This window comes from Pseudomonas sp. UBA6562 (assembly GCF_002434265.1).
Taxonomy (GTDB): domain Bacteria; phylum Pseudomonadota; class Gammaproteobacteria; order Pseudomonadales; family Pseudomonadaceae; genus Aquipseudomonas.
This window is the reverse complement of sequence record NZ_DJJS01000009.1, coordinates 17,627-40,547: the sequence shown is the minus strand read 5'-3', so window position 1 is coordinate 40,547 and position 22,921 is coordinate 17,627. Positions and strand designations below refer to the sequence as shown.

The 22,921-nt window shown below is 64.9% G+C and carries 20 protein-coding genes; 11 read left to right on the top strand and 9 right to left on the bottom strand.

Going from position 1 to position 22,921, the window contains the following annotated elements:
* Window positions 1–44: 44 nt before the first annotated feature.
* The 8 genes from B4M43_RS19240 to B4M43_RS19205 form a co-directional block, all read right to left on the bottom strand.
* Window positions 45–1,967, bottom strand: a complete 1,923-nt coding sequence (locus B4M43_RS19240; RefSeq protein ID WP_296269071.1) for a PrkA family serine protein kinase — start codon at window positions 1,965–1,967, stop codon at window positions 45–47.
* Window positions 1,968–2,247: 280 nt separating this feature from the next.
* Entirely contained in the window at window positions 2,248–2,577 is a 330-nt protein-coding gene (glpE, locus tag B4M43_RS19235; RefSeq protein WP_296269070.1) for a thiosulfate sulfurtransferase GlpE, read from the bottom strand.
* 11 nt (window positions 2,578–2,588) lie between these two features.
* Window positions 2,589–3,455 (bottom strand): symmetrical bis(5'-nucleosyl)-tetraphosphatase, encoded by an 867-nt coding sequence (locus B4M43_RS19230; RefSeq protein WP_296269069.1) that lies wholly within the window; start codon window positions 3,453–3,455, stop codon window positions 2,589–2,591.
* Complete coding sequence (apaG, locus tag B4M43_RS19225; protein WP_296269068.1) at window positions 3,455–3,835, bottom strand: Co2+/Mg2+ efflux protein ApaG; 381 nt, start codon at window positions 3,833–3,835, stop codon at window positions 3,455–3,457. The genes B4M43_RS19230 and apaG overlap by 1 nt, the downstream gene beginning before the upstream one ends.
* Before the next feature lie 121 nt (window positions 3,836–3,956).
* Window positions 3,957–4,763: a 16S rRNA (adenine(1518)-N(6)/adenine(1519)-N(6))-dimethyltransferase RsmA gene (gene rsmA, locus B4M43_RS19220; RefSeq protein WP_296269067.1), complete on the bottom strand. Its 807-nt coding sequence runs from the start codon at window positions 4,761–4,763 to the stop codon at window positions 3,957–3,959.
* Entirely contained in the window at window positions 4,760–5,749 is a 990-nt protein-coding gene (gene pdxA, locus B4M43_RS19215) for a 4-hydroxythreonine-4-phosphate dehydrogenase PdxA (RefSeq protein ID WP_296269066.1), read from the bottom strand. Before pdxA ends, rsmA begins: the two co-directional genes overlap by 4 nt.
* A complete protein-coding gene (locus B4M43_RS19210) occupies window positions 5,746–7,065 on the bottom strand; it encodes a peptidylprolyl isomerase (RefSeq protein ID WP_414707881.1) in 1,320 nt (439 codons plus the stop codon). Before B4M43_RS19210 ends, pdxA begins: the two co-directional genes overlap by 4 nt.
* Window positions 7,046–9,862: an LPS-assembly protein LptD gene (locus B4M43_RS19205; protein WP_296269065.1), complete on the bottom strand. Its 2,817-nt coding sequence runs from the start codon at window positions 9,860–9,862 to the stop codon at window positions 7,046–7,048. The genes B4M43_RS19210 and B4M43_RS19205 overlap by 20 nt, the downstream gene beginning before the upstream one ends.
* A gap of 131 nt (window positions 9,863–9,993) precedes the next feature.
* Between B4M43_RS19205 and B4M43_RS19200 the strand changes: the two genes are divergently transcribed.
* The 3 genes from B4M43_RS19200 to B4M43_RS19190 are packed head-to-tail and all read left to right on the top strand — an operon-like array spanning window position 9,994 to window position 12,456.
* Complete coding sequence (locus B4M43_RS19200; RefSeq protein WP_296269064.1) at window positions 9,994–11,013, top strand: aminoglycoside phosphotransferase family protein; 1,020 nt, start codon at window positions 9,994–9,996, stop codon at window positions 11,011–11,013.
* On the top strand, window positions 11,010–11,681 hold the full coding sequence (murU, locus tag B4M43_RS19195) for an N-acetylmuramate alpha-1-phosphate uridylyltransferase MurU (RefSeq protein ID WP_296269063.1): 672 nt from the start codon (window positions 11,010–11,012) through the stop codon (window positions 11,679–11,681). Before B4M43_RS19200 ends, murU begins: the two co-directional genes overlap by 4 nt.
* A 1-nt stretch (window position 11,682) precedes the next feature.
* Window positions 11,683–12,456, top strand: coding sequence for a TerB family tellurite resistance protein (locus tag B4M43_RS19190; protein WP_296269062.1), 774 nt, complete (start codon window positions 11,683–11,685; stop codon window positions 12,454–12,456).
* Window positions 12,457–12,576: 120 nt separating this feature from the next.
* On the opposite strand, the gene B4M43_RS19185 is transcribed toward B4M43_RS19190, so the two are convergent.
* Window positions 12,577–13,584 (bottom strand): alpha/beta hydrolase family protein, encoded by a 1,008-nt coding sequence (locus tag B4M43_RS19185; protein WP_296269061.1) that lies wholly within the window; start codon window positions 13,582–13,584, stop codon window positions 12,577–12,579.
* Window positions 13,585–13,682: 98 nt separating this feature from the next.
* Between B4M43_RS19185 and B4M43_RS19180 the strand changes: the two genes are divergently transcribed.
* From B4M43_RS19180 to B4M43_RS19145, 8 genes are all read left to right on the top strand, one after another.
* The gene (locus B4M43_RS19180) at window positions 13,683–16,076 is read left to right on the top strand and encodes a PAS domain-containing sensor histidine kinase (protein ID WP_296269060.1); all 2,394 of its coding nucleotides are present in this window, start codon (window positions 13,683–13,685) and stop codon (window positions 16,074–16,076) included.
* Window positions 16,073–16,702: a response regulator gene (locus B4M43_RS19175; RefSeq protein WP_296269059.1), complete on the top strand. Its 630-nt coding sequence runs from the start codon at window positions 16,073–16,075 to the stop codon at window positions 16,700–16,702. The genes B4M43_RS19180 and B4M43_RS19175 overlap by 4 nt, the downstream gene beginning before the upstream one ends.
* A gap of 185 nt (window positions 16,703–16,887) precedes the next feature.
* Entirely contained in the window at window positions 16,888–18,012 is a 1,125-nt protein-coding gene (locus tag B4M43_RS19170) for an ABC transporter ATP-binding protein (RefSeq protein WP_296269058.1), read from the top strand.
* Between the two features lie 40 nt (window positions 18,013–18,052).
* Window positions 18,053–19,087 carry an ABC transporter substrate-binding protein gene (locus tag B4M43_RS19165; RefSeq protein ID WP_296269057.1) on the top strand — a complete coding sequence of 345 codons (1,035 nt, stop codon included), beginning with the start codon at window positions 18,053–18,055 and terminating at the stop codon, window positions 19,085–19,087.
* A gap of 62 nt (window positions 19,088–19,149) precedes the next feature.
* On the top strand, window positions 19,150–20,397 hold the full coding sequence (locus B4M43_RS19160) for an ABC transporter permease (protein ID WP_296269056.1): 1,248 nt from the start codon (window positions 19,150–19,152) through the stop codon (window positions 20,395–20,397).
* 12 nt (window positions 20,398–20,409) lie between these two features.
* On the top strand, window positions 20,410–21,237 hold the full coding sequence (locus B4M43_RS19155) for an ABC transporter permease (RefSeq protein WP_296269055.1): 828 nt from the start codon (window positions 20,410–20,412) through the stop codon (window positions 21,235–21,237).
* 131 nt (window positions 21,238–21,368) lie between these two features.
* The gene (gene rpe / locus B4M43_RS19150) at window positions 21,369–22,043 is read left to right on the top strand and encodes a ribulose-phosphate 3-epimerase (protein ID WP_296269054.1); all 675 of its coding nucleotides are present in this window, start codon (window positions 21,369–21,371) and stop codon (window positions 22,041–22,043) included.
* Window positions 22,040–22,858, top strand: a complete 819-nt coding sequence (locus B4M43_RS19145) for a phosphoglycolate phosphatase (protein WP_296269053.1) — start codon at window positions 22,040–22,042, stop codon at window positions 22,856–22,858. Before rpe ends, B4M43_RS19145 begins: the two co-directional genes overlap by 4 nt.
* Window positions 22,859–22,921: the final 63 nt, after the last annotated feature.

Here is a 22,921-nt window from a genome sequence, read left to right as displayed (position 1 = left end):
CCGGTGCTCCATGGCTTGGCAGCCGAAGCTTGCCACTTGCCGCCTTACTGCGATTTCCTGACCCGCAGGTACCATTCCGATAGCAGACGTACCTGCTTATCGGTATAGCCACGTTCCACCATCCGCGTGACGAAGTCGTTGTGCTTTTTCTGGTCCTCTTTGCTCGCTTTGGCGTTGAAGCTGATGACCGGCAGCAAGTCTTCGGTGTTGGAGAACATCTTCTTCTCGATCACCACCCGCAGCTTCTCGTAGCTCAGCCAGCTCGGATTCTTGCCGTTGTTGTTGGCGCGCGCGCGCAACACGAAGTTGACGATTTCGTTGCGGAAGTCTTTCGGGTTGCTGATGCCTGCCGGCTTCTCGATCTTCTCCAGCTCCTCGTTGAGGGCTACGCGGTTGAGGATTTCCCCGGTTTCCGGATCGCGGTATTCCTGGTCCTGGATCCAGAAGTCGGCGTACAGCACATAGCGGTCGAAGATGTTCTGGCCGTACTCGCTGTAGGATTCCAGGTACGCGGTCTGGATTTCCTTGCCGATGAACTCGATGTAGCGCGGCGCCAGGTATTCCTTGAGGAAACGCAGGTAACGCTCGCGGGTTTCGGCGGGGAATTGTTCCTGCTCGATTTGCTGCTCCAGCACATACAACAGGTGCACAGGGTTGGCCGCCACTTCGTGCGGGTCGAAGTTGAAGACCTTGGACAGAATCTTGAAAGCGAAACGCGTGGACAGGCCGTTCATGCCTTCGTCGACGCCGGCAGTGTCGCGGTACTCCTGGATCGACTTGGCCTTGGGGTCGGTGTCTTTGAGGTTTTCGCCGTCATACACCCGCATCTTCGAGTAGATGTTGGAGTTTTCCGGTTCCTTGAGCCGTGACAGCGAGGTGAACTGTGCCAGCATCTTCAGCGTGTCCGGCGCGCAATGGGCCTTGGCCAGCGAGCTGTTGGCGAGCAGTTTGTCGTAGATCCTGATCTCGTCGCTGACCCGTAGGCAGTACGGCACCTTGACGATGTAGATCCGGTCGATGAACGCCTCGTTGTTCTTGTTGTTGCGGAAGGTATGCCATTCCGATTCGTTGGAGTGCGCCAGCAGAATCCCGGTATAGGGAATCGCGCCCAGGCCTTCGGTGCTGTTGTAGTTGCCTTCCTGGGTGGCCGTGAGCAAAGGGTGCAGCACCTTGATCGGCGCCTTGAACATCTCGACGAATTCCATCAACCCTTGGTTGGCTCGGCATAGCGCGCCGGAATAACTGTAGGCGTCGGCGTCGTTCTGCGGAAATTCTTCGAGCTTGCGGATGTCGACCTTGCCCACCAGCGCCGAGATGTCCTGGTTGTTTTCGTCGCCCGGCTCGGTCTTGGCGATGGCGATCTGGTTGAGGATCGAGGGGTAGAGTTTCACCACGCGGAACTTGGAAATGTCGCCGCCGAATTCCTGCAGGCGCTTGGTGGCCCAGGGCGACATGATGGTGCTCAGGTAGCGCCGACTGATGCCGTAATCCTCTTCGAGGAGGTTGCCGTCTTCTGTAGCGTTGAACAGCCCCAAGGGCGACTCGAAGACCGGCGAGCCCTTAATGGCATAGAAGGGTTCCTTTTCCATGAGTTGCTTGAGCTTTTCGGCCAGGGACGATTTGCCGCCGCCGACAGGGCCAAGCAAGTAGAGGATCTGCTTCCTTTCTTCCAGGCCTTGAGCGGCATGCCGGAAGTAGGACACGATCTGGTCGATGCATTCTTCCATGCCGTGGAAATCGGCGAATGCGGGATAACGGCGAATGACCTTGTTGGAAAAGATGCGTGACAACCTGGAGTTGGTCGAGGTGTCGATCAATTCCGGTTCACCGATAGCCGTCAAAAGCCGTTCGGCTGCCGAGGCGTAGGCGCGGCGGTCTTCCTTGCACAACTCGAGGTACTCCTGAAGCGAGAGTTCCTCCTGTCGCGTCGACTCGAAACGCTGTTGGAAATGGCTAAAAATGCTCATGACGTCACCTCGCTCGATACGTGGAGCCGACGTCGGATCATTCAGCTGATGCTGGCATGCAAGCGGTGCTACCGATTGCCGTTATCCCCCCAGAACACCCTTGTAACGCTGCCGATGACCCGCGCGCCGGTGTACCGGCTCTCCCCTGTTTGGATGGCCTGGGCTTAAGGATAGTTGGTTCTGCGCAAGGTCAAGGGCGGGAGGGAAAGATCGTCTCTTGCAAGGCCTTCGGTCGAGGCGCAAGCCCGCGGCGAACGCGGGCTGCAGGGACTGTGAAAATTTATTCCGGCTGGCCCTGGGCGACCTCGTCGGGGTAGGTGCCGCGCCACAGTTCGAAACCACCGTCGAGGCTGTAGACGTCGGAGAACCCCTGCTGGATCAGGTACGCCGCAGCGCTCTGGCTGGAGTTGCCGTGGTAGCAGACCACCAGGGTTGGCGCATCGAGATCGGCCTGACGGATAAAGTCGGCGACCGAGTGGTTGTCCAAGTGCTGGGCGCCCTGGATGTGCCCGTTGGCGAAGGCCTGCGGGTCGCGGATATCGACCACCACCGCGCCTTGCTCACGCAGGGCTTGGGCTTGCTCGGGGGGAACGCGCTTGAACTCGCTCATGGATGTCTCCTTCAGGGCTGGGCTATGGGGTGGGCAGGGACGGCCGCAGTGCGCAGTGCGCCGCCTTCGGCGCAATCGCAACGGTGGTATTCGCCGCTGTCGAGGTCGTACAGAGTCATGGCGCCGCCCCAGACGCAGCCGGTGTCCAGCGCGATCACGCCAGGCTCGCTGACCCGTCCTTCGAGCGCGGCCCAGTGACCGAAAATGATGTCGACGTGCCGTGAGCGGCGGCCTTTATGGGCGAACCAGGGTTTGTATCCCTTGGGGGCGTCGTCCAGGCCTTCCTTGCTCTTGAGGTCGAGCTTGCCTTCGGCCGTGCAGAAACGCATGCGAGTGAAGTAGTTGGTGATCACCCGCAGGCGCTCCACGCCGGTCAGGCGCTTGCTCCATTTGTTCGGCTCGTTGCCGTACATGCCGTCGAGGAAGGATTTCAGACGTTCGTCGTCGCGCAGTACCTGCTCGACCTCGGCGGCCAGCTCCAGCGCCGTACCCAAGGTCCACTGCGGGGGAATGCCGGCATGCACCATGGCCACACCGCGCGGCTCGTCGTAATGCAGCAGTTTCTGCTGACGCAGCCAGCCCATCAATTGCTCGGCGTCTGGCGCTTCGAGCACTTCGCGCAGGGTGTCGCCTTTCTTCAGTCGATCGATGTTGTGCCAGGCCGCCAGCAGGTGCAGGTCGTGGTTGCCGAGCACACAGACCAGCGAGTCGCGCAGGCTGTAGAGAAAGCGCAAGGTTTCCAGCGATTCGGGGCCGCGGTTGACCAGATCGCCGACCAGCCACAGGCGGTCGGCCGAAGGGTCGAACTTCACGCGCTGCAACAGGCACTTGAGCGGTTGCAAACAGCCTTGCAGGTCGCCGACCGCGTACACCGCCATCAGTGCAGCGCCCCAGGCACGGCCAGACGGAAGGGTGCGATCGCGGCTTCGAACTGCGTGCCGTCGTCGGCCAGCATCTGGTAGCTGCCCTGCATGGTGCCGACGCGTGTGGCGATCACCGAGCCGCTGCTGTAGGTGTGGGAACCACCGGGCGCAATGGAGGGCTGCTGGCCGACGACGCCGGCGCCGCGTACTTCCTCGACCTCGCCATCGCCGTTGGTGATCAACCAATGGCGGGAGATCAGAGTGGCGGCCACGCTGCCGGTGTTCTGCACGGTGATGGTGTAGGCGAAGGCGAAGCGCAGAGCGTCGGGGTCGGATTGGTCTTTGAGGTAACGGGTCACGACGCTGACGTCGATCTGGTAACGGGGATCGGACATGCAAGGGCCTTGGACAGAGAGAGGCGGCGACGGCAATGGTTGCAGTCTAGGGCATTGATGGGGATACCGGCCAGCCGATGGGCCGACCGGTATCCCTGGTGGAGCGAGCCTACCGTCGCGCTCAGGCGCCGGCTTGCTGGGCGGCCAGCTGATCGGCCAGGCGCACGAAGGCGCTCAGGTCGAGCTGCTCGGGGCGCAGGCTGCCATCTACACCTGCAGCTTCGATGGCGGCGTTTTCGAGCAATCCCTTGAGGGTGTTGCGCAGGGTCTTGCGGCGCTGGTTGAAGGCTTCGCGGACCACGCGCTCGAGCAGGGCAGGGTCCTTGGCCGGGTGCGGCGGCGTCGCGTGCGGTACCAGGCGCACGATGGCCGAGTCCACTTTGGGCGGCGGGTTGAACGCGCCAGGCCCGACATTGAACAGGTGTTCGACCCGGCAATGGTACTGCACCATGATCGACAACCGCCCCCAGTCGCCGCCGCCTGGGCCGGCGGCCATGCGTTCGACCACTTCCTTCTGCAGCATGAAGTGCATGTCGCGGATCAGGTGGGCGTGGGCCAACAGGTGGAAAATCAGCGGCGTGGAGATGTTGTAGGGCAGGTTGCCGACCACCTTCAGGCTGCGCTCGGGCACCTGCAACTGGTTGAAGTCGAGCTTCAATGCATCGCCCTGGTGCAGGCGGAAGTTGTCGCGGTCGCGGAACTTGTGCTGCAGGATCGGCACCAGGTCTTTGTCCAGTTCGACGACGTCCAGGTGCGCGCCGCTGTTGAGCAGGCCCTCGGTGAGGGCGCCCTGGCCAGGGCCGATTTCCAGCAGGTGTTCGCCCGGTTTGGCGTGGATGGCGCGCAGGATGCGGTCGATGACGCCCGCGTCGTGCAGGAAGTTCTGCCCGAAGCGCTTGCGCGCCCGGTGTTGGTAATGCTCGTTCATGGTCGGTTCTCGGCCATCTGGTAGGCGGTTTGCAGCGCAACGTGCAGGCTGCCGGTGTCGACGCGGCCGGTGCCGGCGAGGTCCAGCGCAGTGCCATGGTCGACCGACGTGCGTACGATCGGCAGGCCCAGCGTGACGTTCACCGCAGCGCCGAAGCCCTTGTACTTGAGTACGGGCAGGCCTTGGTCGTGGTACATCGCCAGCACCGCGTCGCAGTGCTCCAGATATTTGGGGGTAAACAGGGTATCGGCCGGCAGGGGGCCGCGCAGGTCCATGCCTTCGCTGCGCAGGCGCTCCAGCGCGGGTTCGATGATGTCGATTTCTTCGCGGCCCAGGTGGCCGCTTTCCCCGGCATGGGGGTTGAGGCCGCAGACCAGGATGCGCGGTCGGGCGATGCCGAACTTGTCGCGCAGGTCGTCGTGCAGAATGCGCGCGACCCGCTCCAGCCGCTCGGCGGTGATGGCGTCGGCCACTTCGCGCAACGGCAGGTGCGTGGTCACCAGTGCGACCCGCAGGTCACCGGTGGCGAGCATCATCACCACTTGCGCGGTGTGGGTCAGCTCGGCCAGGAATTCGGTGTGGCCGGAAAAGGCGACGCCCCCTTCGTTGATCACGCCCTTGTGCACAGGGGCGGTGACCATGCCGGCGAAGTCGCCGTTCAGACAGCCCAGGCCTGCACGCGTCAGGGTTTCCAGCACGAAGGCAGCATTGGCCTTGTCGAGCTCTCCAGCCACCGCAGGGTGGGCCAGGGGGGTGTGCCAGACGTAGAGGCTGCCGGCCGGTGCAGGCGCGTCCGGCCACTGCCCAGGGCCCACCGGACGCAGGTCGATCGCCAGCCCCAACTGCGTGGCCCGCTCGGCGAGCAGGTCACGGTCGGTGATGGCGATCAGGGGGTGGGGCTGGGCCTGCGTGGCGAGCAGCAGGCACAGGTCAGGACCTATGCCGGCCGGCTCGCCCGGGGTGAGCGCGAAGCGCAGTGGCTTCACTGCGCAGCCTGGTCGGCGCCAGGCAGCTTGATCTCGACGTAGGCTTCGTCGCGAATCTGGCGCAGCCAGGTTTGCAGCTCTTCGTCGTACTTGCGGTTGCGCAGCACGCTCAAGGCTTGTTGCTCACGCGCTTGTTCGGTGCTGTCGGTCGCACGACGACCCAGGACTTCCAGCACGTGCCAGCCGTATTGGGTGCGGAACGGACGGGTCACCACGCCTTGCTCGGCGGAGGCCATCTGCTCGCGGAACTCGGGCACCAGACTGTTCGGGTCGACCCAGTTCAGATCGCCGCCGTTGAGTGCCGAACCCGGATCTTCCGAGAAGCTTTTCGCCAGTTCGGCGAAGTCTTCGCCGTTCTTGATGCGCTCGTAAAGACGTTCGGCCAACTGCTCGGTGGCCGCGTCGCTACGGATCTCGGTGGGTTTGATCAGGATGTGGCGCACGTGCACTTCGTCGCGCAGCACGTTGGCGGTACCGCCGCGCTTCTCCTCGAGCTTGAGGATGATGAAACCATTGGGAATGCGAATGGGCTGAGTGATGTCGCCTGTGCTCATGCTGCCCAGCAGTTTGGCGAAGTCTGGTGGCAATTGCCCGGCTTTGCGCCAGCCCATCTCGCCGCCTTCCAAGGCGTTTTCGCTGGCCGATTGGGAAATCGCCGTCTGACCGAAGTCCGCGCCTTGGCGCAGTTTCTGGTACACATCGCCAGCCTTGCGCGCAGCCGCCTGGATGGTGTCGGAGTTGGCGCTTTCGGGGGTGGGGATGAGGATGTTGGCCAGTCGGTACTCTTCCGACAGCTGCATCTTGCCCATGTCCGAGGCGAGGAAGTTCTTCACTTCCTGCTCCGACACCTGGATGCGTTCGGCGACCCGGCGCTGGCGTACGCGGCTGATGATCATCTCGCGCTTGACCTGCTCGCGCGCGTCGTCGAACGACAGACCGTCGCGCGAGAGCGCGGCGCGGAACTGGTCCAGCGACATGCCATTGCGCTGGGCGATGGTGCCGATGGCCTGGTTCAATTCTTCGTCGGTGATGCGAATGCCGGAACGCTCGCCCAGTTGCAGTTGCAGGTTCTCGACGATCAGTCGTTCGAGCACCTGCTGCTGCAGCGCGCTGGCCGGCGGTACGCCAGCGCCGCGCTTGGCGATGGTCTGTTGGACTTCGCGGGTACGCTGGTCCAACTGGCTCTGCATGACCACGTCGTTGTCGACGATGGCCACCACACGGTCCAGGGGCTGCACGGCGGCATGCACCGCGCCACTCAGCATTGCGACGCCCAGCAGCGCTGGGCGGAGGCGATCAAAAAGCTTGTTCTTCACGTTCGCGGTAACCTTGAATGCCTTGGTCGAGGAAGGATTCGACTTTCTTGCCAGCTACGCTGCCGAGGCCCTTGAGGACGACTTGCAGGAAGATGCCGTGGTCACCCTTCTCGTTTTGTGGGGCCGCCTGGCTGTAATCGTCGAAGTCGAGCCAGTAACGGTTGATCAAGCGCAGTTTCCAGCAGCAGTTGTCGTACTCGAAACCACCCATGGCTTCCAGGGTGCGGTTGCGGTTGTAGTCGTGCTGCCAGCGGGCGATGACGCTCCACTGTGGGACGATCGGCCAGATGACCGAGAAGTCGTGCTGCTGGATCTTGTAGTAGTCCTTGACGTAGTTCGCATCGCCAGGATTGCCATAGTCGCCGCCGCCCACTTTCCAGGTGCCGGTCGAAGAGTCGAAGACGACCTGGTCGTTGCGGTAGCGGTAACCGAGGTTGACGATCTTGTTCGGCTCGTCTTCGGGCTGGTAGTGGAACATCGCGCTACCCGAACGGGTGCTGTGGCTGTCCGGATCCCAGTTGAAGTCGGAGTTGAAGCGCCAGTCGCGGTTGAAGCGGTAGCCGTAGACCAGAGCGTAAGGCGAAACGTCCGAGGTGCTGTCCTGGCGGGTGCGATAGTCGATGCCCGGCAGTTGCACTTCGCGGTCCTTGAAGTACAGGGCTTGGCCGATGCTGAAGGTCTGGCGCTCGAAGCCGTTGTCCTCGATCCAGCGGGTGGTCACGCCCAGCGATAGCTTGTTCTCGTCGCCGATGCGGTCGGTGCCGGAGAAACGGTTGTCGCGGAACAGCGAGTCGTAGCTGAACAGGGTTTCCGAGGTGTCGAAGATCGGAATGTCTTTCTGGTCTTCCTTGGGCACGTACAGGTAGTACATGCGCGGCTCGAGGGTCTGGCGGTAGTTGGTGCCGAACATCGAGGTGTTGCGGTCGAAGTACAGGCCGCTGTCGACGCTCAGGATCGGTATCGAACGGTCGATCGAGCTGCTGTAGCTGCCGTAACCTGCTTGCGAAGATTGCGCCAGCGCCTGAGCCTTGCCTTGGCTGTCCAGATCCAGATCGTACTGGGTATAGACGTATTTCAGCTTGGGCGTGACATAGCCGTAGCTGTTTTCCATCGGCAGGCTCATGGACGGCGCGAGGTTCAACCGCGTGCCGTTGGCCCGTGCGATGCCTGTGATGTTTTCATCGATGCGCTTCCCAGGGTATCCGGCATCGCCCGCGCTCAAATCGAGGAAGCCGTCTTTGTTGCGAACGAGACCATCTTTCAAATCTCGCTCGAACCGTACCGCTTCCGTCTCGTAGTCGAAATTCAACCCGCCCGGCTGGAACGGCAGCGTGCCATTCAGGGTGATCTGCGGTAGGCGGTTATAGGGCGTGATCTGCGAAATGGTCGCCATCTCATAGGCATGCGCATTCAACCGTGCGGTGTAACTGTCGCCACGGTAGGTCAGCGCGCCCTGCTGATCGAGAATGTCTTTGCTCTCGACGCCGATCTGGTCGGATTCCAGATCCTGGAAGTAGAACGGGTCGCTGATGTCGGTGTAGTTCACCTCGGTCATCAGGCGCTCGTTCAGACCGCCTTTGTGCTGCCAGTTGACCATCCAACGGCGGTCCTGGTAGTCGGTCTGGTCTGTGCGCTCGTCGCTGCGGTCGTTCAGGTAACCGCCGCCGAACTGGCCTTCGCTCGATTCGGTGAGGTAGCGGAACTCGCCTTCCATCAACATGCCGCGCTTGGTCATGTAGCGCGGGTACAACGTGGCATCGTAGTTCGGTGCCAGGTTGAAGTAGTACGGGGTGACCAGCGTGAAGCCGGAGTCGCTGCTGGTGCTGAACGACGGCGGCAGGAAACCGGACTGGCGACGGTCGTCGATGGGGAAGTAGATATAAGGTGTGTAGAACACCGGAATATCCTTGACCCGCAGGGTGACGTTGGTCGCGGTGCCGAAGCCGGTGGCCGGGTTCAGCGTGATGTTGTTGCCCTTGAGCTGCCAGGCGTTGCTGCCCGGTTCGCACGTGGTGTAGGTGCCGTCCTTGAGCCGGATGATGGCGTCTTCGGCGCGTTTGGCGTACAGCGCGCTGCCGCGGATGTGCGACTTGTGCATCACGTACTCGGCGTTGTCGACCTTGGCCGCGCCCGTGTCGAGCTGCACCTCGGCCTGGTCGCCGACCACCAGCGAGCCGTTGTCGCGCAGCTTGACGTTGCCCTTGAGCTCGCCGCGGTTCTCGGTCTGGTACAGGTTGGCCTCGTCGGCCTGCAGCTGCATGCTGCCCTGGCGCATGACCACGTCACCGGCCAGGGTAGCGACCTGCTGTTCCTGCTGGTAGCGGGAAACCTTGGCGTTGAGGTAGGTCGGCGACTCGTCCTTGGGCGTGGTGTCGTTCATGCCCGGGCGGGTGGGCTCGACGTAGGCGCCGCCGCAGTACGGGCCGGTTTCGGCCAGCTGTGCGGGGGTGAGCTTGTCGCGCGGGACCCAGTCGAGGTGGCTGTAGTCGGCGCTGCGCGACTTCAGGCCACGGCCCTTGGCCTCGGTCACCAGCACGGGCTTGTCCTGTGCGGCGTCGCTGCTTTGCGCGACGTCGCCCTGGTCACCGGCGGCTTGCGCGGCGCCCTTGTGCACAGGCCGTGGGGGGAGGTTGTCCTTGGCTTGCGGCTTGCAGTCCCAGCCACCCGAGGCGGACACTTGGCAGGCGAACTGCTCGGCGGCCATCACCTGCGGCGCGGCCAGGGGTTGCAGGGCCAACAGGCCGCCGGTCACCAGCAACGGAAACTTTCTACGAAACGCGGGGGATTTCAATGCCATCTTATTAGTCCGGGCTTCCTGCGTGCCATCTGCCCGCGTGTGGGGGCCGCACGCCTCTCGATGGTCTGAAAAAGATGCTGGATAATAAAGCATGACCCGCTTGACGGCTAGGGCCGTCGGAGACCCATGTAATGCCCGAACACGATGTACGCCTGCAACACCTGACCGAGTGGCTGAATGAGCAGCTGCCGATCCTCTTCGCGCACAATGGCTGGGGCGCCGTCCCCGCTGGAACATTGACCGCAGCCAGCAGCGACGCCAGCTTCCGCCGTTACTTCCGTTGGCAGGGCGGCGAGCGCAGCCTGGTGGTCATGGACGCCCCGCCCCCCCAGGAAAACTGCCAACCGTTCGTCGATATCGACCGGCTGCTGGGCGAAGCCGGCATCAACGTGCCGCGCATCCACGCCCAGGACATCGCCCGCGGCTTTCTGCTGCTGAGCGACCTGGGGCGCCAGACCTACCTGGACGTGATCGATGCGGACAACGCCGACAGGCTGTTCGGCGATGCCATCGAGGCGTTGCTGGCCTTCCAGCGGATGCCTGCCCAGGCACCGCTCCCCCACTATGACGACGCACTGCTGCGCCGCGAAGTCGAACTGTTCCCGCAGTGGTACGTCGGCCACGAACTCAAGCTGACCCTGACCCCTGCCCAACAGGCGGTCTGGCAGCAGGTCAGCCAGCAGCTGATCGACAGCGCCCTGGCGCAGCCCAAGGTATTCGTGCACCGCGACTACATGCCGCGCAACCTCATGCTCAGCACGCCCAACCCCGGCGTGCTGGACTTCCAGGACGCGGTCTACGGCCCGGTCACCTACGACATCACCTGCCTGTTCAAGGACGCCTTCGTCAGTTGGCCGCAGGCGCGGGTCGACACCTGGCTGCGCAGCTATTGGACTCAAGCGCGGGCGGCGGGCATTCCGGTCCAGACCGACTTCGACGCTTTCCAGCGCGCCAGCGACCTGATGGGCGTGCAACGCCACCTCAAGGTGATCGGCATCTTCTCGCGCATCTGCCACCGCGACGGCAAACCGCGCTACCTGGCCGACGTGCCGCGCTTCTTCGCCTACATAAAGGCAGTGATCGAACGCCGCCCGGAACTCGCCGCCCTGGGCCAGTTGATCGACGAGTTGCAGGCCGAGGCCCGCCCATGAAGGCCATGATCCTGGCCGCCGGCAAGGGCGAGCGGATGCGGCCGCTGACCTTGCACACGCCCAAGCCCCTGGTGCCGGTGGCCGGACGACCGCTGATCGAGTACCACCTGCGCGCCTTGGCGGGCGCAGGCTTCGCCGAGGTAGTGATCAACCATGCCTGGCTGGGCCAGCAGATCGAGGACCACCTGGGCGACGGCAGCCGTTTCGGCCTGCGCATCCGCTACTCGCCCGAGGGCGAGCCGCTGGAAACCGGTGGCGGCATCTTCCAAGCGTTGCCCTTGCTGGGCGACGAGCCCTTCGTGCTGATCAACGGCGATATCTGTACCGACTACGACTTCGCTGCCCTGCGCCGGCCCTTGCCCGGCCTTGCGCACCTGGTGTTGGTCGATAACCCCGGCCACCACGGACGCGGCGATTTCCGTCTGCTCGACGGCCAGGTGCAGGATGGCGACGAGCACGCCGGCAACCTGACCTTCAGCGGCATTTCCGTGCTCGACCCGGCGTTGTTCGAAGGTTGCCGGCCGGGGGCCTTCAAACTGGCGCCGCTGCTGCGCCGGGCGATGGGGCAGGGGCGCGTGAGCGGCGAGCATCATCGTGGGCGCTGGGTCGACGTCGGTACGCCGGAGCGTCTGGCCGAAGCCGAACGCCTGATCACCGGGCGGCCTTAGCATGTGGTGGCCAAGCACGTTGCTGGGCGCAGGCGCGGGCTTTGCCGTGGCGAGCATTCCAGGCGCCTTGCTCGGGGGGCTGCTCGGCCAGGCCATGGACAGGCGCCTGCGCGTGCGCTGCTGGGCCGATCTGGTCGGCCGTCTGCGCGGCCATGGCCCGCTGGGCGACGAAGAGCTCTTGTTCGTGCTGCTAGGGCGCCTGGCCAAGAGCGAAGGGCGCATCGAGCAGAGCCACGTGCGTCAGGCCCGCGAGGAAATGCAGCGGCTGAACCTGTCGGAGCCGGCGCGGCTGCGGGCGATCGAGGCGTTCAACCGCGGCAAGGCCGGCAAGGACCGCTTGGGCCATCACCTGCGCCGCATCAAGCAGCAGGCCCACGCCAGCGAAGGCACGGTGCGCGCCTGCTGGCGCATGGTCTGGGCCGACGGCAAGGCCGGGCGCCGCGAACAGGCGTTGCTGGCCGACTGGGGCGCGCAGTTGGGGCTTGGGCGTTTGCAGGTGCAGGCCCTGGCCCGCGACTACGCACCAGGAACGGCCCGGCCCGGCCCGATCGAAAAGCCGGCCTTGACCTATGCGGCCGCGCTGCGCTTGCTGGGGGTGGCTGCCACCAGCGAGCCGGGTGCGATCAAACAGGCCTACCGGCGGCTGCTCAGCCAGCACCACCCCGACAAGCTGCAAGGCCGGGGCGCCAGCGCCGCCCAAGTGCGCGCAGCCACCGAACGCACGCGCGAGCTGCACCTGGCCTACGCGGTGGTGCGCAAGCGGCACGGGTTGTAAACGACGGGGCCGTGCCTGGCGAGCCTTCCTAGCGCTCGCGCGTGCGTTGCTTGAGCGCGTCGGCACCTGCTCCGTGGGTGCACGCCGTGCCAGGGCAGCGGCCCTGGCGCGTCTCTGCGTTCACGGTGTTGCGCCCAGCCATCCCTTGACCCGCCTGAACACCTGCTCCTGCTGCGCGGCGCTGTCACCGGGCGCGGCAATCAGCGACAACTGCCGATACGGGCTGTCCTTGACCCGCTTGGTCGCCTGCAGGCGCTGCTCGGCCGCGCGTTTGTCTTGGTCGCGAATGGCGTAATAGATGTCGGCGGTGGGCACCTTCAGCGTCGGCAACAGACTCTGTAGCGTGTCGTCGACGCGCGCCGGGGTTTGCGCCGCCACCATCACCAGTTTCTGCACTTCGGCGGGTTGCTGTTCGCTGACGAAGCGTGCTGCCCAATAGGCGCCGCTGCCGTGCCCGAGCAGCACGATGGTCTGCGCGTTCTGCGACTGGGCATAGGCGATCGCCGCCTTCAAGCGGGCGAAGATGCGTTCGGCGTCGGCCTGCGCGTGCTGGTCGCCCGCCTGCGCCGCGTCGGTACTCTCGGCGCTGTCGGGCTCGGGCGAGGTGGCCTGGGCGACATTGGCGTTGGCGTCGTCCGGTGTGTCCTTGGCCGGTGCCGTCTGCCCGTCGGCAGGCGCGGGTGTGGTGCTGGGCGTCTCGACGCGCGCCTGCGCCTGTTCGGCGACTAGGTCGGGCAGGGTCACGCTCAGGCTGTGCCAGCCGCTGTCGGGCAGCTTGCGCCGCAGCGGGCCGACGCCATTGGGCCAGTCTGCGCTTTCGCCGGCGCCGGGCACGATGATCACTGCCCCCTTGGGTTCGGCATCGTTGGCCGGTTTCCATAGGGCCAGGAAGCTGTCGCCGCCGGCTTCCAGGGTCCGCTGCTCGTCCTTGGGCACCAGGCGCTGCAAGGCCTGGGCTTCGTCCGCGCTGCGCTCGGCCAGGGGCGGCCTGGGCGCTGGCGCGGTGGCCGACGTCGCCGGGGCAGCCTCGGGCGCTGCCGGCGCCGGTTCGTCGGCGGCGTGCGCAACGGGCAACAGGGCAGTAACCAGGCAGAAGGCCACCAGCGACGGGCGATAAAGTGAGAACATCGGCTTACCCAGCGTCAGAATGTTCCTTGCAGACTAATGGTATTTTCCTTCTCCGGCCACGCATGATGGCCACCCCTTTGCCAGGATGCGCGTTAGCGATGAATCCCGTTCGTTGGCTGTTGCTGCTCTGCTGCTGGTGCCTGTTCAGTGGGGCGGCCGTGGCGCAGGCGCCGGCGGTCAGCCTGGAGCCGGCGCAGCGGCAATGGCTCGATGCCCACCGCAGCCTGCGCGTGGGCCTGGTGCTGCAAGCGCCCTATGCCCAGTTCGACCGCCGTCTACAGCAGTTGTATGGGGCCAACGTCGAGCTGGTCACCTGGCTGGCCCAGGCCTTGCGGCTGGACCTCACCTGGCGCAATTTTCCCGATCAGGCGGCGCTGGAGCGGGCCGTGCAGGCGGGCCAGATCGACTTCGCCCCCGGCCTGACCCAGACCCAGGCCAGCCTGCGCCTGTGGCTGTTCAGCGATCCCTATATGCGCATCCCGCAGCGCGTGGTCGGCTTGCGCACCGGCGCGGTGGCCGTGGAGCTGGAGCGCCTGGGCGTCGACGAGCGCGTGGCGGTGCGCATGCCCAGCGCGCTGGCCGACTACCTGCGCAGCAACTATCCGCAACTCAACCTGCAAGGCGTACCCAACGAACGCACGGCCTTGCAGTGGACGGTGGGCGGGCAAACCGCCTATGCGGTGCTCGACGAGGCGCAACTGAGCCGGCTGTCGCGCGAAAGCGAATTCGCCGACCTTGCAGTGGTGGGCGATATCGGCCTGCCGCAACTGCTGCGCATCGGTTCGCGGCCCGACTGGCCGCTGCTGGCCGAGGTGCTGCAGCGCGGCGTGCAGGCCATGCCCGGCAAGACGCTGGAGCAGATCCATCAGCGCTGGCTGCAGCCAAAATACCCGCGCTTCGCCGAATCCGCCGGGTTCTGGCAGAACCTGGCCTTGCTGCTGAGCATGCTGCTGTTGTGCGCCGCGGCCATTCTGGTCTGGCAACGCCGTCAGCAGCGCCAGCTCGAACGGCACCTGCTGGCGACCCGCGAGAAACTCACCGAGCGGCAGTTGCGCGAAGAGTCCCTGCGCCTGAGCCAGTTCTCCCTCGACCAGAGCGCCATCGGCATTCTCTGGGTCAACTGGGACAGCCACGTGCGCTACGCCAACCAAGCCGCCGAACGCATGCTCGGCTACCGCGAAGGCGAGTTGCTGGAACGGCCGTTGATCGACATCGAACCCAGCCTGCACATGGACCGCTGGCTGGAGGTGTGGAAGCGCGCTCGCAGCGGTGACGACATCGAACATGTCGAAAGCCATTGCCAGCGGGTCGACGGCACGCTGCTGCCGGTCGACCTGTCGATGTCGTTTCTGCGCTTTCGCGATGGCGAGTACTTGGTGGTGTTCCTCACCGACGTCACCGAGCGGCGCCGCGCCCTGGCCGCCCTGCGCGAAAGCGAGGCCCGTCTGAAGGGCATCGCCGGCAACGTGCCCGGTCTGGTCTTTCGCCTGGAGCGCGACCCCAGCGAAGGCCGCCTGGAGTTTCCCTACATCAGCGAAGGCAGCCTAACGCTGGTCGGCTATTCGCCGGCCAGCCTGCAGCACCCGGACATGGGGCTGCGCGGACTGGTCCACCCCGACGACCGCGCCGACTACCACCGCGTGCAGGACCTGGCCTTGGCCAATGACCGGGATTGGTCATGGCAGGGCCGCATCCTCACCCGCGAGGGCGAGCGGCGCTGGGCCGACATCAAGGCCAGCAGCCGGCACCTGGGCGACGGCCGGGTGGTGTGGGACGGCGTGGTCTGGGACATCACCCAGAGCAAGCGTGCCGAACAGGCGCTGGAGCGCTCGCAGGAACAGTTGCGCGAGCTATCGGCGCACCTGGAAAGCGTGCGCGAAGAAGAAAAGGCGCGCATCGCCCGCGAGGTGCATGATGAGCTCGGGCAGATGCTGACGGTGCTCAAGCTTGAGGTGTCGATGTGCGAACTGGCCTACGCCGAACTCGACCCTGGTCTACAGGAGCGGCTGTCGAGCATGAAACGCCTGATCGCCCAGCTGTTCCAATTGGTACGCGATGTGGCCACGGCGTTGCGTCCGCCGATCCTCGATGCCGGCATCGCCTCGGCCATCGAATGGCAGGCGCGCCGCTTCGAGGCGCGCACGCAGATTCCCTGCCTGGTGCGGGTGCCCGAATCGCTGCCGGCCTTGAGCGACGCCAAGGCCACCGGGCTGTTTCGGGTGCTGCAGGAGGCGCTGACCAACGTCATGCGCCACGCCCAGGCGCACACGGTGCAGATCGAGCTGGTGCACGAGCATCCGTTGCTGCGCATGACCGTGATCGACGACGGCGTGGGTTTCCGCCCAGACGCTTCGCGACCGACCTCGTTCGGCCTGGTCGGCATGCGTGAGCGGGCCTTGATGCTGGGCGGTAGCATGACCTTGGACAGCGAGCCCGGCGAAGGCACCAGCCTGAGCGTGGCCATTGCAGTGGAACAGGAGGAACGCGCGTGATTCGAGTAGTGGTGGCCGAAGACCACACCATCGTCCGGGAAGGCATCAAGCAACTGATCGGCCTAGCTCGCGACATGCAGGTGGTGGGCGAGGCGGGCAATGGCGAGCAGGTGCTCGAGACCTTGCGCGGTACGCCGTGCGAAGTGGTCTTGCTGGACATCTCCATGCCCGGCGTCAGCGGCCTGGAAGCGATCGCACGGATTCGCGCGCTGAACGACCCGCCGGCGATCCTCATGTTGTCCATGCACGACGAGGCGCAGATGGCCGCACGTGCGCTGAAAGCCGGTGCGGCAGGGTATGCGACCAAGGACAGCGACCCGGCGCTGCTGCTCACCGCCATCCGCCGTGTAGCGGCCGGCGGGCGCTACATCGACCCGGCACTGGCCGACCGCATGATCTTCGAAGTCGGCCTGACCGACTCGCGGCCGTTGCATACCTTGCTCTCGGAGCGTGAGTTCTCGGTGTTCGAACGCTTGGCCCAGGGCGCCAACGTCAACGACATCGCGCAGCAGTTGGCGCTGTCGAGCAAGACCATCAGCACCCACAAGGCGCGGCTGATGCAAAAGCTGCAAGTGCATTCGCTGGCCGAACTGGTGAAATACGCCATGGCGCACAAACTGCTGTGACCCGTGGCCAGGGGCGGGCGGTCCGCGCTTCCAGGTAGCTATCCAAACGCGACAGACGTGTAGGGATCGCCCTACACGCAATCTTCCATTCGGATGATGGCATTCTCTCAGCACCGCCGATTTTCCCCGCTCCGCACCTCCACTAGCCTGTGCACACGGCAGTCATCCAATAAAAAGGTGCAGGTATGAGTGAGGTGAATTCGAGCGGCGCGGTCGGCGAGACGCTGGTCAGCTTTCGCGGCGTACAGAAGAGCTACGACGGCGAAGCGTTGATCGTCAAGAATCTCAACCTGGACATCCGCAAAGGCGAATTCCTCACCTTGCTCGGCCCGTCCGGTTCCGGCAAAACCACCAGCCTGATGATGCTGGCCGGTTTCGAAACGCCCACCGCCGGTGAAATCCAGCTCGCCGGGCGCTCGATCAACAACGTGCCGCCGCACAAGCGCGACATCGGCATGGTGTTCCAGAACTACGCGCTATTCCCGCACATGACCGTGGCCGAAAACCTCGCTTTCCCCTTGAGCGTGCGCAACCTGAGCAAGACCGACATCAGCGAGCGGGTCAAGCGCGTGCTCAACATGGTGCAGCTCGACAGCTTCGCCAAGCGCTATCCCGGCCAACTCTCCGGCGGCCAGCAGCAGCGTGTGGCCCTGGCCCGGGCATTGGTGTTCGAACCCCAACTGGTGCTGATGGACGAACCCCTCGGCGCCCTCGACAAGCAGCTGCGCGAACACATGCAGATGGAGATCAAGCACATCCACCAGCGCCTGGGCGTGACCGTGGTCTACGTGACCCACGACCAGGGCGAGGCGCTGACCATGTCCGACCGCGTGGCGGTGTTCCACCAGGGCGAGATCCAGCAGATCGCCGACCCGCGCACCCTTTACGAAGCGCCGAGCAACACCTTCGTCGCCAACTTCATCGGCGAGAACAACCGCCTCAACGGCACCTTGCTGCAACGCGACGGCGAACGCTGCCAGGTGCAGCTCGGCCGTGGCGAGCGGGTCGAGGCGCTGGCGGTGAACGTCGGCCAGCCGGGCGAGCCGGTGACCCTGTCGATCCGCCCGGAGCGGGTGCGCCTCAATGGCCACAGCGAACAGTGCGCCAACCGTTTTTCGGGCCGCGTGGCCGAATTCATCTATTTGGGCGACCACGTGCGCGTGCGCCTGGAGGTGTGCGGCAAGACCGATTTCTTCGTCAAGCAGCCGATCGCCGAGCTCGATCAGAGTCTGGCCGTGGGCGATGTGGTTCCGCTGGGTTGGGCGGTCGAGCACGCACGTGCCCTGGACCCTGTCGCCCAAGCCCATTGAAGGTGTCTGTCACCAACGTCCTACCGTGGAGAGAACAATAATGCACAAGCAGTTGAAACTGACCGCCCTGGCACTGGGCCTGACCCTCGCCGGCCAAGCCATGGCCGCCGACCTCACCGTGGTGTCCTTCGGCGGCGCCAACAAGGCCGCGCAGGTCAAAGCCTTCTACGAGCCATGGGAAAAGGCTGGCAAAGGCAAGATCGTCGCCGGCGAGTACAACGGCGAGATGGCCAAGATCAAGGCCATGGTCGACACCAAGAGCGTGTCGTGGAACCTGGTCGAGGTGGAATCGCCGGAACTGGCCCGTGGCTGCGACGAGGGCATGTTCGAAGAACTCGACCCCGCCCTGTTCGGTAACGAATCCGACTACGTGAAAGGCGCCATCCAGCCTTGCGGCGTCGGCTTCTTCGTCTGGTCCACGGTGCTGGCCTACAACGCCGACAAGCTCAAGACCGCACCGACCAGCTGGGCCGATTTCTGGGATACGAAGAAATTCCCAGGCAAGCGCGGCCTGCGCAAGGGCGCCAAGTACACCCTGGAATTCGCCCTGATGGCCGACGGCGTGGCGCCCAAGGACGTCTACAGCGTGCTGGGCACCCAAGAGGGTGTGGACCGCGCCTTCAAGAAGCTCGACGAGCTCAAGCCGAGCATCCAGTGGTGGGAAGCCGGCGCCCAGCCGCCGCAGTTCCTGGCCTCGGGTGACGTGGTCATGAGTTCGGCCTACAACGGCCGCATCGCTGCGGTGCAGAAGGAAAGCAACCTGAAGGTGGTGTTCAACGGCGGTATCTACGACTTCGACGCCTGGGCCATCCCCAAGGGTGCGAAGAATGCCGAGGAGGCGAAGAAGTTCATCGCCTACACCCTGCAGCCTGAGCAGCAAAAGGTGTACTCCGAGAACATCGCCTATGGCCCGGCCAACGGCAAGGCGGTCGACCTGCTGTCAGCCGAGGTGAAGCAGAACATGCCCACCACGCCGGACAACATCGCCAATCAGGTGCAGATCGACGTGGCCTTCTGGGCCGACAACAGCGAACAGCTGGAGCAACGTTTCAACGCTTGGGCTGCGAAGAAGTAATTCGCGCTGTGGGGCGCCGGCCTGGCCGGCGCGCCTGGTTTTTCCTGATCCCGGAGTCCGTCATGGCCATTGCAGTGCCCCTCAATGAAGGCGCAGGTCCCAACCTCAAGCAGCGCCTCAAGCGCGCCGAGCGGGTCAACCGCTGGAAGGCGCAGGCGTTGATCGCGCCGCTGGCGTTGTTCCTCCTGCTGGTGTTCCTGGTGCCGATCGCGGCGCTGCTGTACAAGAGCGTCGGCAACCCGGAGGTGGTTGGCGGCTTGCCGCGCACGGTGCAGGTCATCGAGCAGTGGGACGGCACCAGCCTGCCGGGCGAAGACGTCTACCGCGCCCTCAGCCAGGACCTGGCCGAAGCGCGCAAGAACCAGACCTTGGGCGACCTGTCCAAGCGCCTGAACATGGAGCTGGCCGGCTACCGCAGCCTGCTGGCCAAGACCGCGCGTGCGTTGCCGCTCAAGAGCGAGCCCACCTCCTATAAAGAAGCCTTGCAGGGCATCGACGAGCGCTGGGGCGACCCCGCCTACTGGCAGGCGATCCGCCGCAACACCAGCAGCGTGACCTCGTTCTATCTGCTGGCCTCGGTCGACCACCGTATCGACGACCTGGGCGAGCTGGCCAAGACCTCGCCCGACCAGGCCATCTACCTCGACATCTTCGCCCGCACCCTATGGATGGGCGTGGTCATCACCGGCATCTGCCTGCTGCTGGCCTACCCGCTGGCGTACCTGCTGGCCAACCTGCCGACCCGGCAGAGCAACCTGCTGATGATCCTGGTGCTGCTGCCGTTCTGGACCTCGATTCTGGTGCGCGTCGCCGCGTGGATCGTCTTGCTGCAATCGGGCGGCCTGATCAACAGCGCGCTGATGGCGCTGGGCATCATCGACCAGCCGCTGGAATTGGTCTTCAACCGCACCGGGGTGTACATCTCGATGGTGCACATTCTGTTGCCGTTCATGATCCTGCCGCTGTACAGCGTCATGAAAGGCATTTCGCCGAGCTACATGCGTGCGGCCATTTCCCTGGGTTGCCACCCGTTCGCCAGTTTCTGGCGCGTGTACTTCCCGCAGACCTATGCCGGGGTCGGCGCCGGCTGCCTGCTGGTGTTCATCCTGGCCATCGGCTACTACATCACCCCGGCGCTGCTCGGCAGCCCCAACGACCAGATGGTCAGCTACTTCGTGGCCTTCTACACCAACACCAGCATCAACTGGGGCATGGCGACCGCACTGGGCGGCCTGCTGTTGCTGGCCACCGTGTTGCTGTATCTGATCTATAGCTGGCTGGTCGGCGCCAGCCGCCTGCGCCTGAGCTGAGGAGCGTTCGTCATGCTGAGCCCTTACATGTCGCCCGTGGAGCGGGCGTGGTTCTACGGCCTGCGCATTCTCTGCGGCCTGGTCCTGTTGTTCCTGGTGTTGCCGGTGCTGGTGATCGTGCCGCTGTCGTTCAACAGCGGCAGCTTCCTGGTGTACCCGCTGCAAGGCTTCTCGTTGCAGTGGTACCAGGACTTCTTCGGCTCGGCCGAGTGGATGCGCGCCCTGAAGAACAGCGTCATCGTCGCCCCGGCGGCCACGGTGCTGGCCATGGTCTTCGGCACCCTGGCGGCGATCGGCCTGACCCGCGGCGATTTTCCCGGCAAATCGCTGGTGATGGCCCTGGTGATTTCGCCCATGGTGGTGCCGGTGGTGATCATCGGCGTGGCCAGCTACCTGTTCTTCGCCCCGCTCGGGCTGGGCAACAGCTTCCTGTCGCTGATCCTGGTGCATGCGGTGCTGGGCGTGCCATTCGTGATCATCACCGTGTCGGCCACGTTGCAGGGTTTCAACCACAACCTGGTGCGCGCTGCGGCCAGCCTCGGTGCCTCGCCGCTGACCGCGTTCCGCCGGGTGACCTTGCCGCTGATCGCGCCGGGGGTGATTTCCGGGGCGCTGTTCGCCTTCGCCACCTCGTTCGACGAAGTGGTGGTGACCCTGTTCCTCGCCGGCCCCGAGCAGGCGACCTTGCCTCGGCAGATGTTCAGCGGCATCCGCGAGAACCTCAGCCCCACCATCGCTGCGGCGGCGACCTTGCTGATCGCCTTCTCAGTAGTGCTCTTGCTGACCCTGGAATGGCTGCGCGGGCGTAGCGAGAAGCTGCGCACCCAACAGCCGGGCTGAGCACATCTATAAGGGAGCTGGCGCCTGCCTGCTCCCCATTGCCTCGGCCGATGCGGATTGATACCAATCAGCGCCGAAGCATTTCCCTGAGTTACAATGCGCGCCACCGTGATTCCGCCAACAGGTGCGCCATGCAGCCCTACGCTATTGCCCCCTCCATCCTTTCCGCCGATTTCGCTCGTCTGGGCGAGGAAGTCGACAACGTACTGGCCAGCGGCGCCGACATCGTCCACTTCGATGTGATGGACAACCACTACGTCCCCAACCTCACCATCGGCCCCATGGTCTGCTCGGCCCTGCGCAAGCATGGCGTCACCGCGCCGATCGACGTGCACCTGATGGTCAGCCCGGTCGACCGCATCATCGGCGACTTCATCGAGGCCGGCGCCACCTTCATCACCTTCCACCCCGAAGCCACCCAGCACATCGACCGTTCCCTGCAGTTGATCAAGGACGGCGGCTGCAAGGCCGGCCTGGTGTTCAACCCGGCCACCAGCCTTGACGCGCTCAAGTACGTGATGGACAAGATCGACATGGTCCTGCTGATGAGCGTCAACCCAGGCTTCGGCGGGCAGAAGTTCATCCCCGGCACCCTCGACAAGCTGCGTGAGGCGCGTGCGTTGATCGACGCCAGCGGGCGCGACATCCGCCTGGAGATCGACGGCGGCGTCAACGTCAACAACATCCGTGAGATCGCCGCCGCCGGCGCCGACACCTTCGTCGCCGGGTCGGCCATCTTCAACGCCCCCGACTACCGCGAAGTGATCGACAAGATGCGCGCCGAACTGGCCCTGGCGCGCCCATGAGCGGCTTCGAGCAGCTGTTCCCAGGCACGCTGCCCCGGCTGGTGATGTTCGACCTCGACGGCACCCTGGTCGACTCGGTGCCAGACCTGGCCAGCGCCGTGGACCACATGCTGCTCGAACTGGGCCGCCCGCCGGCGGGCCTCGAAGCGGTCCGCCAATGGGTCGGCAACGGCGCCCCGGTGCTGGTGCGCCGGGCGCTGGCCGGCGACATCGAGCACGCCTCGGTCGACGACGAGCTGGCCGAGCGGGGCCTGGCGCTGTTCATGGAGGCCTACGCCCGCAGCCATGCGCTGACGCAGGTCTACCCCGGCGTGCGCGACACCCTGCGCTGGCTGCGCGCCCACGACGTGCCGATGGCCTTGATCACCAACAAGCCCGAGCGCTTCGTCGCACCGCTGCTCGACCAGATGAAATTGGGCGAATTCTTCAAGTGGATCATCGGCGGCGATACCCTGCCGCAAAAGAAGCCCGACCCGGCCGCACTGCTGTTCGTCATGCAGATGGCCGGCGTCAGCCCGCAGCAGGCATTGTTCGTCGGTGACTCGCGCAGCGACGTGCAGGCCGCCAAGGCCGCGAGCGTCCCCTGCGCGGCGCTCTCCTACGGCTACAACCATGGCCGCCCGATCAGCGAAGAGGCGCCGAGCCTGGTGATCGACGACCTGCGCCTCCTGATCCCCGGTTGCGTCGTCACAGCCACTGGGATAACGTTGCCCGACCTCAAACCGTCCAAGCACAGAGAGCCTCCCGTGGTGGTCACCGGCAAATTCTGGATGAAAGTCATCAAGGCCCTGGCCCGCTGGCGCTGGCGCGCCTGACGCCCCCCGCCGACACCTGTCGGCCCGCCCGTTCGCCTTCATCCATTGCTGTCCGCCCACTTG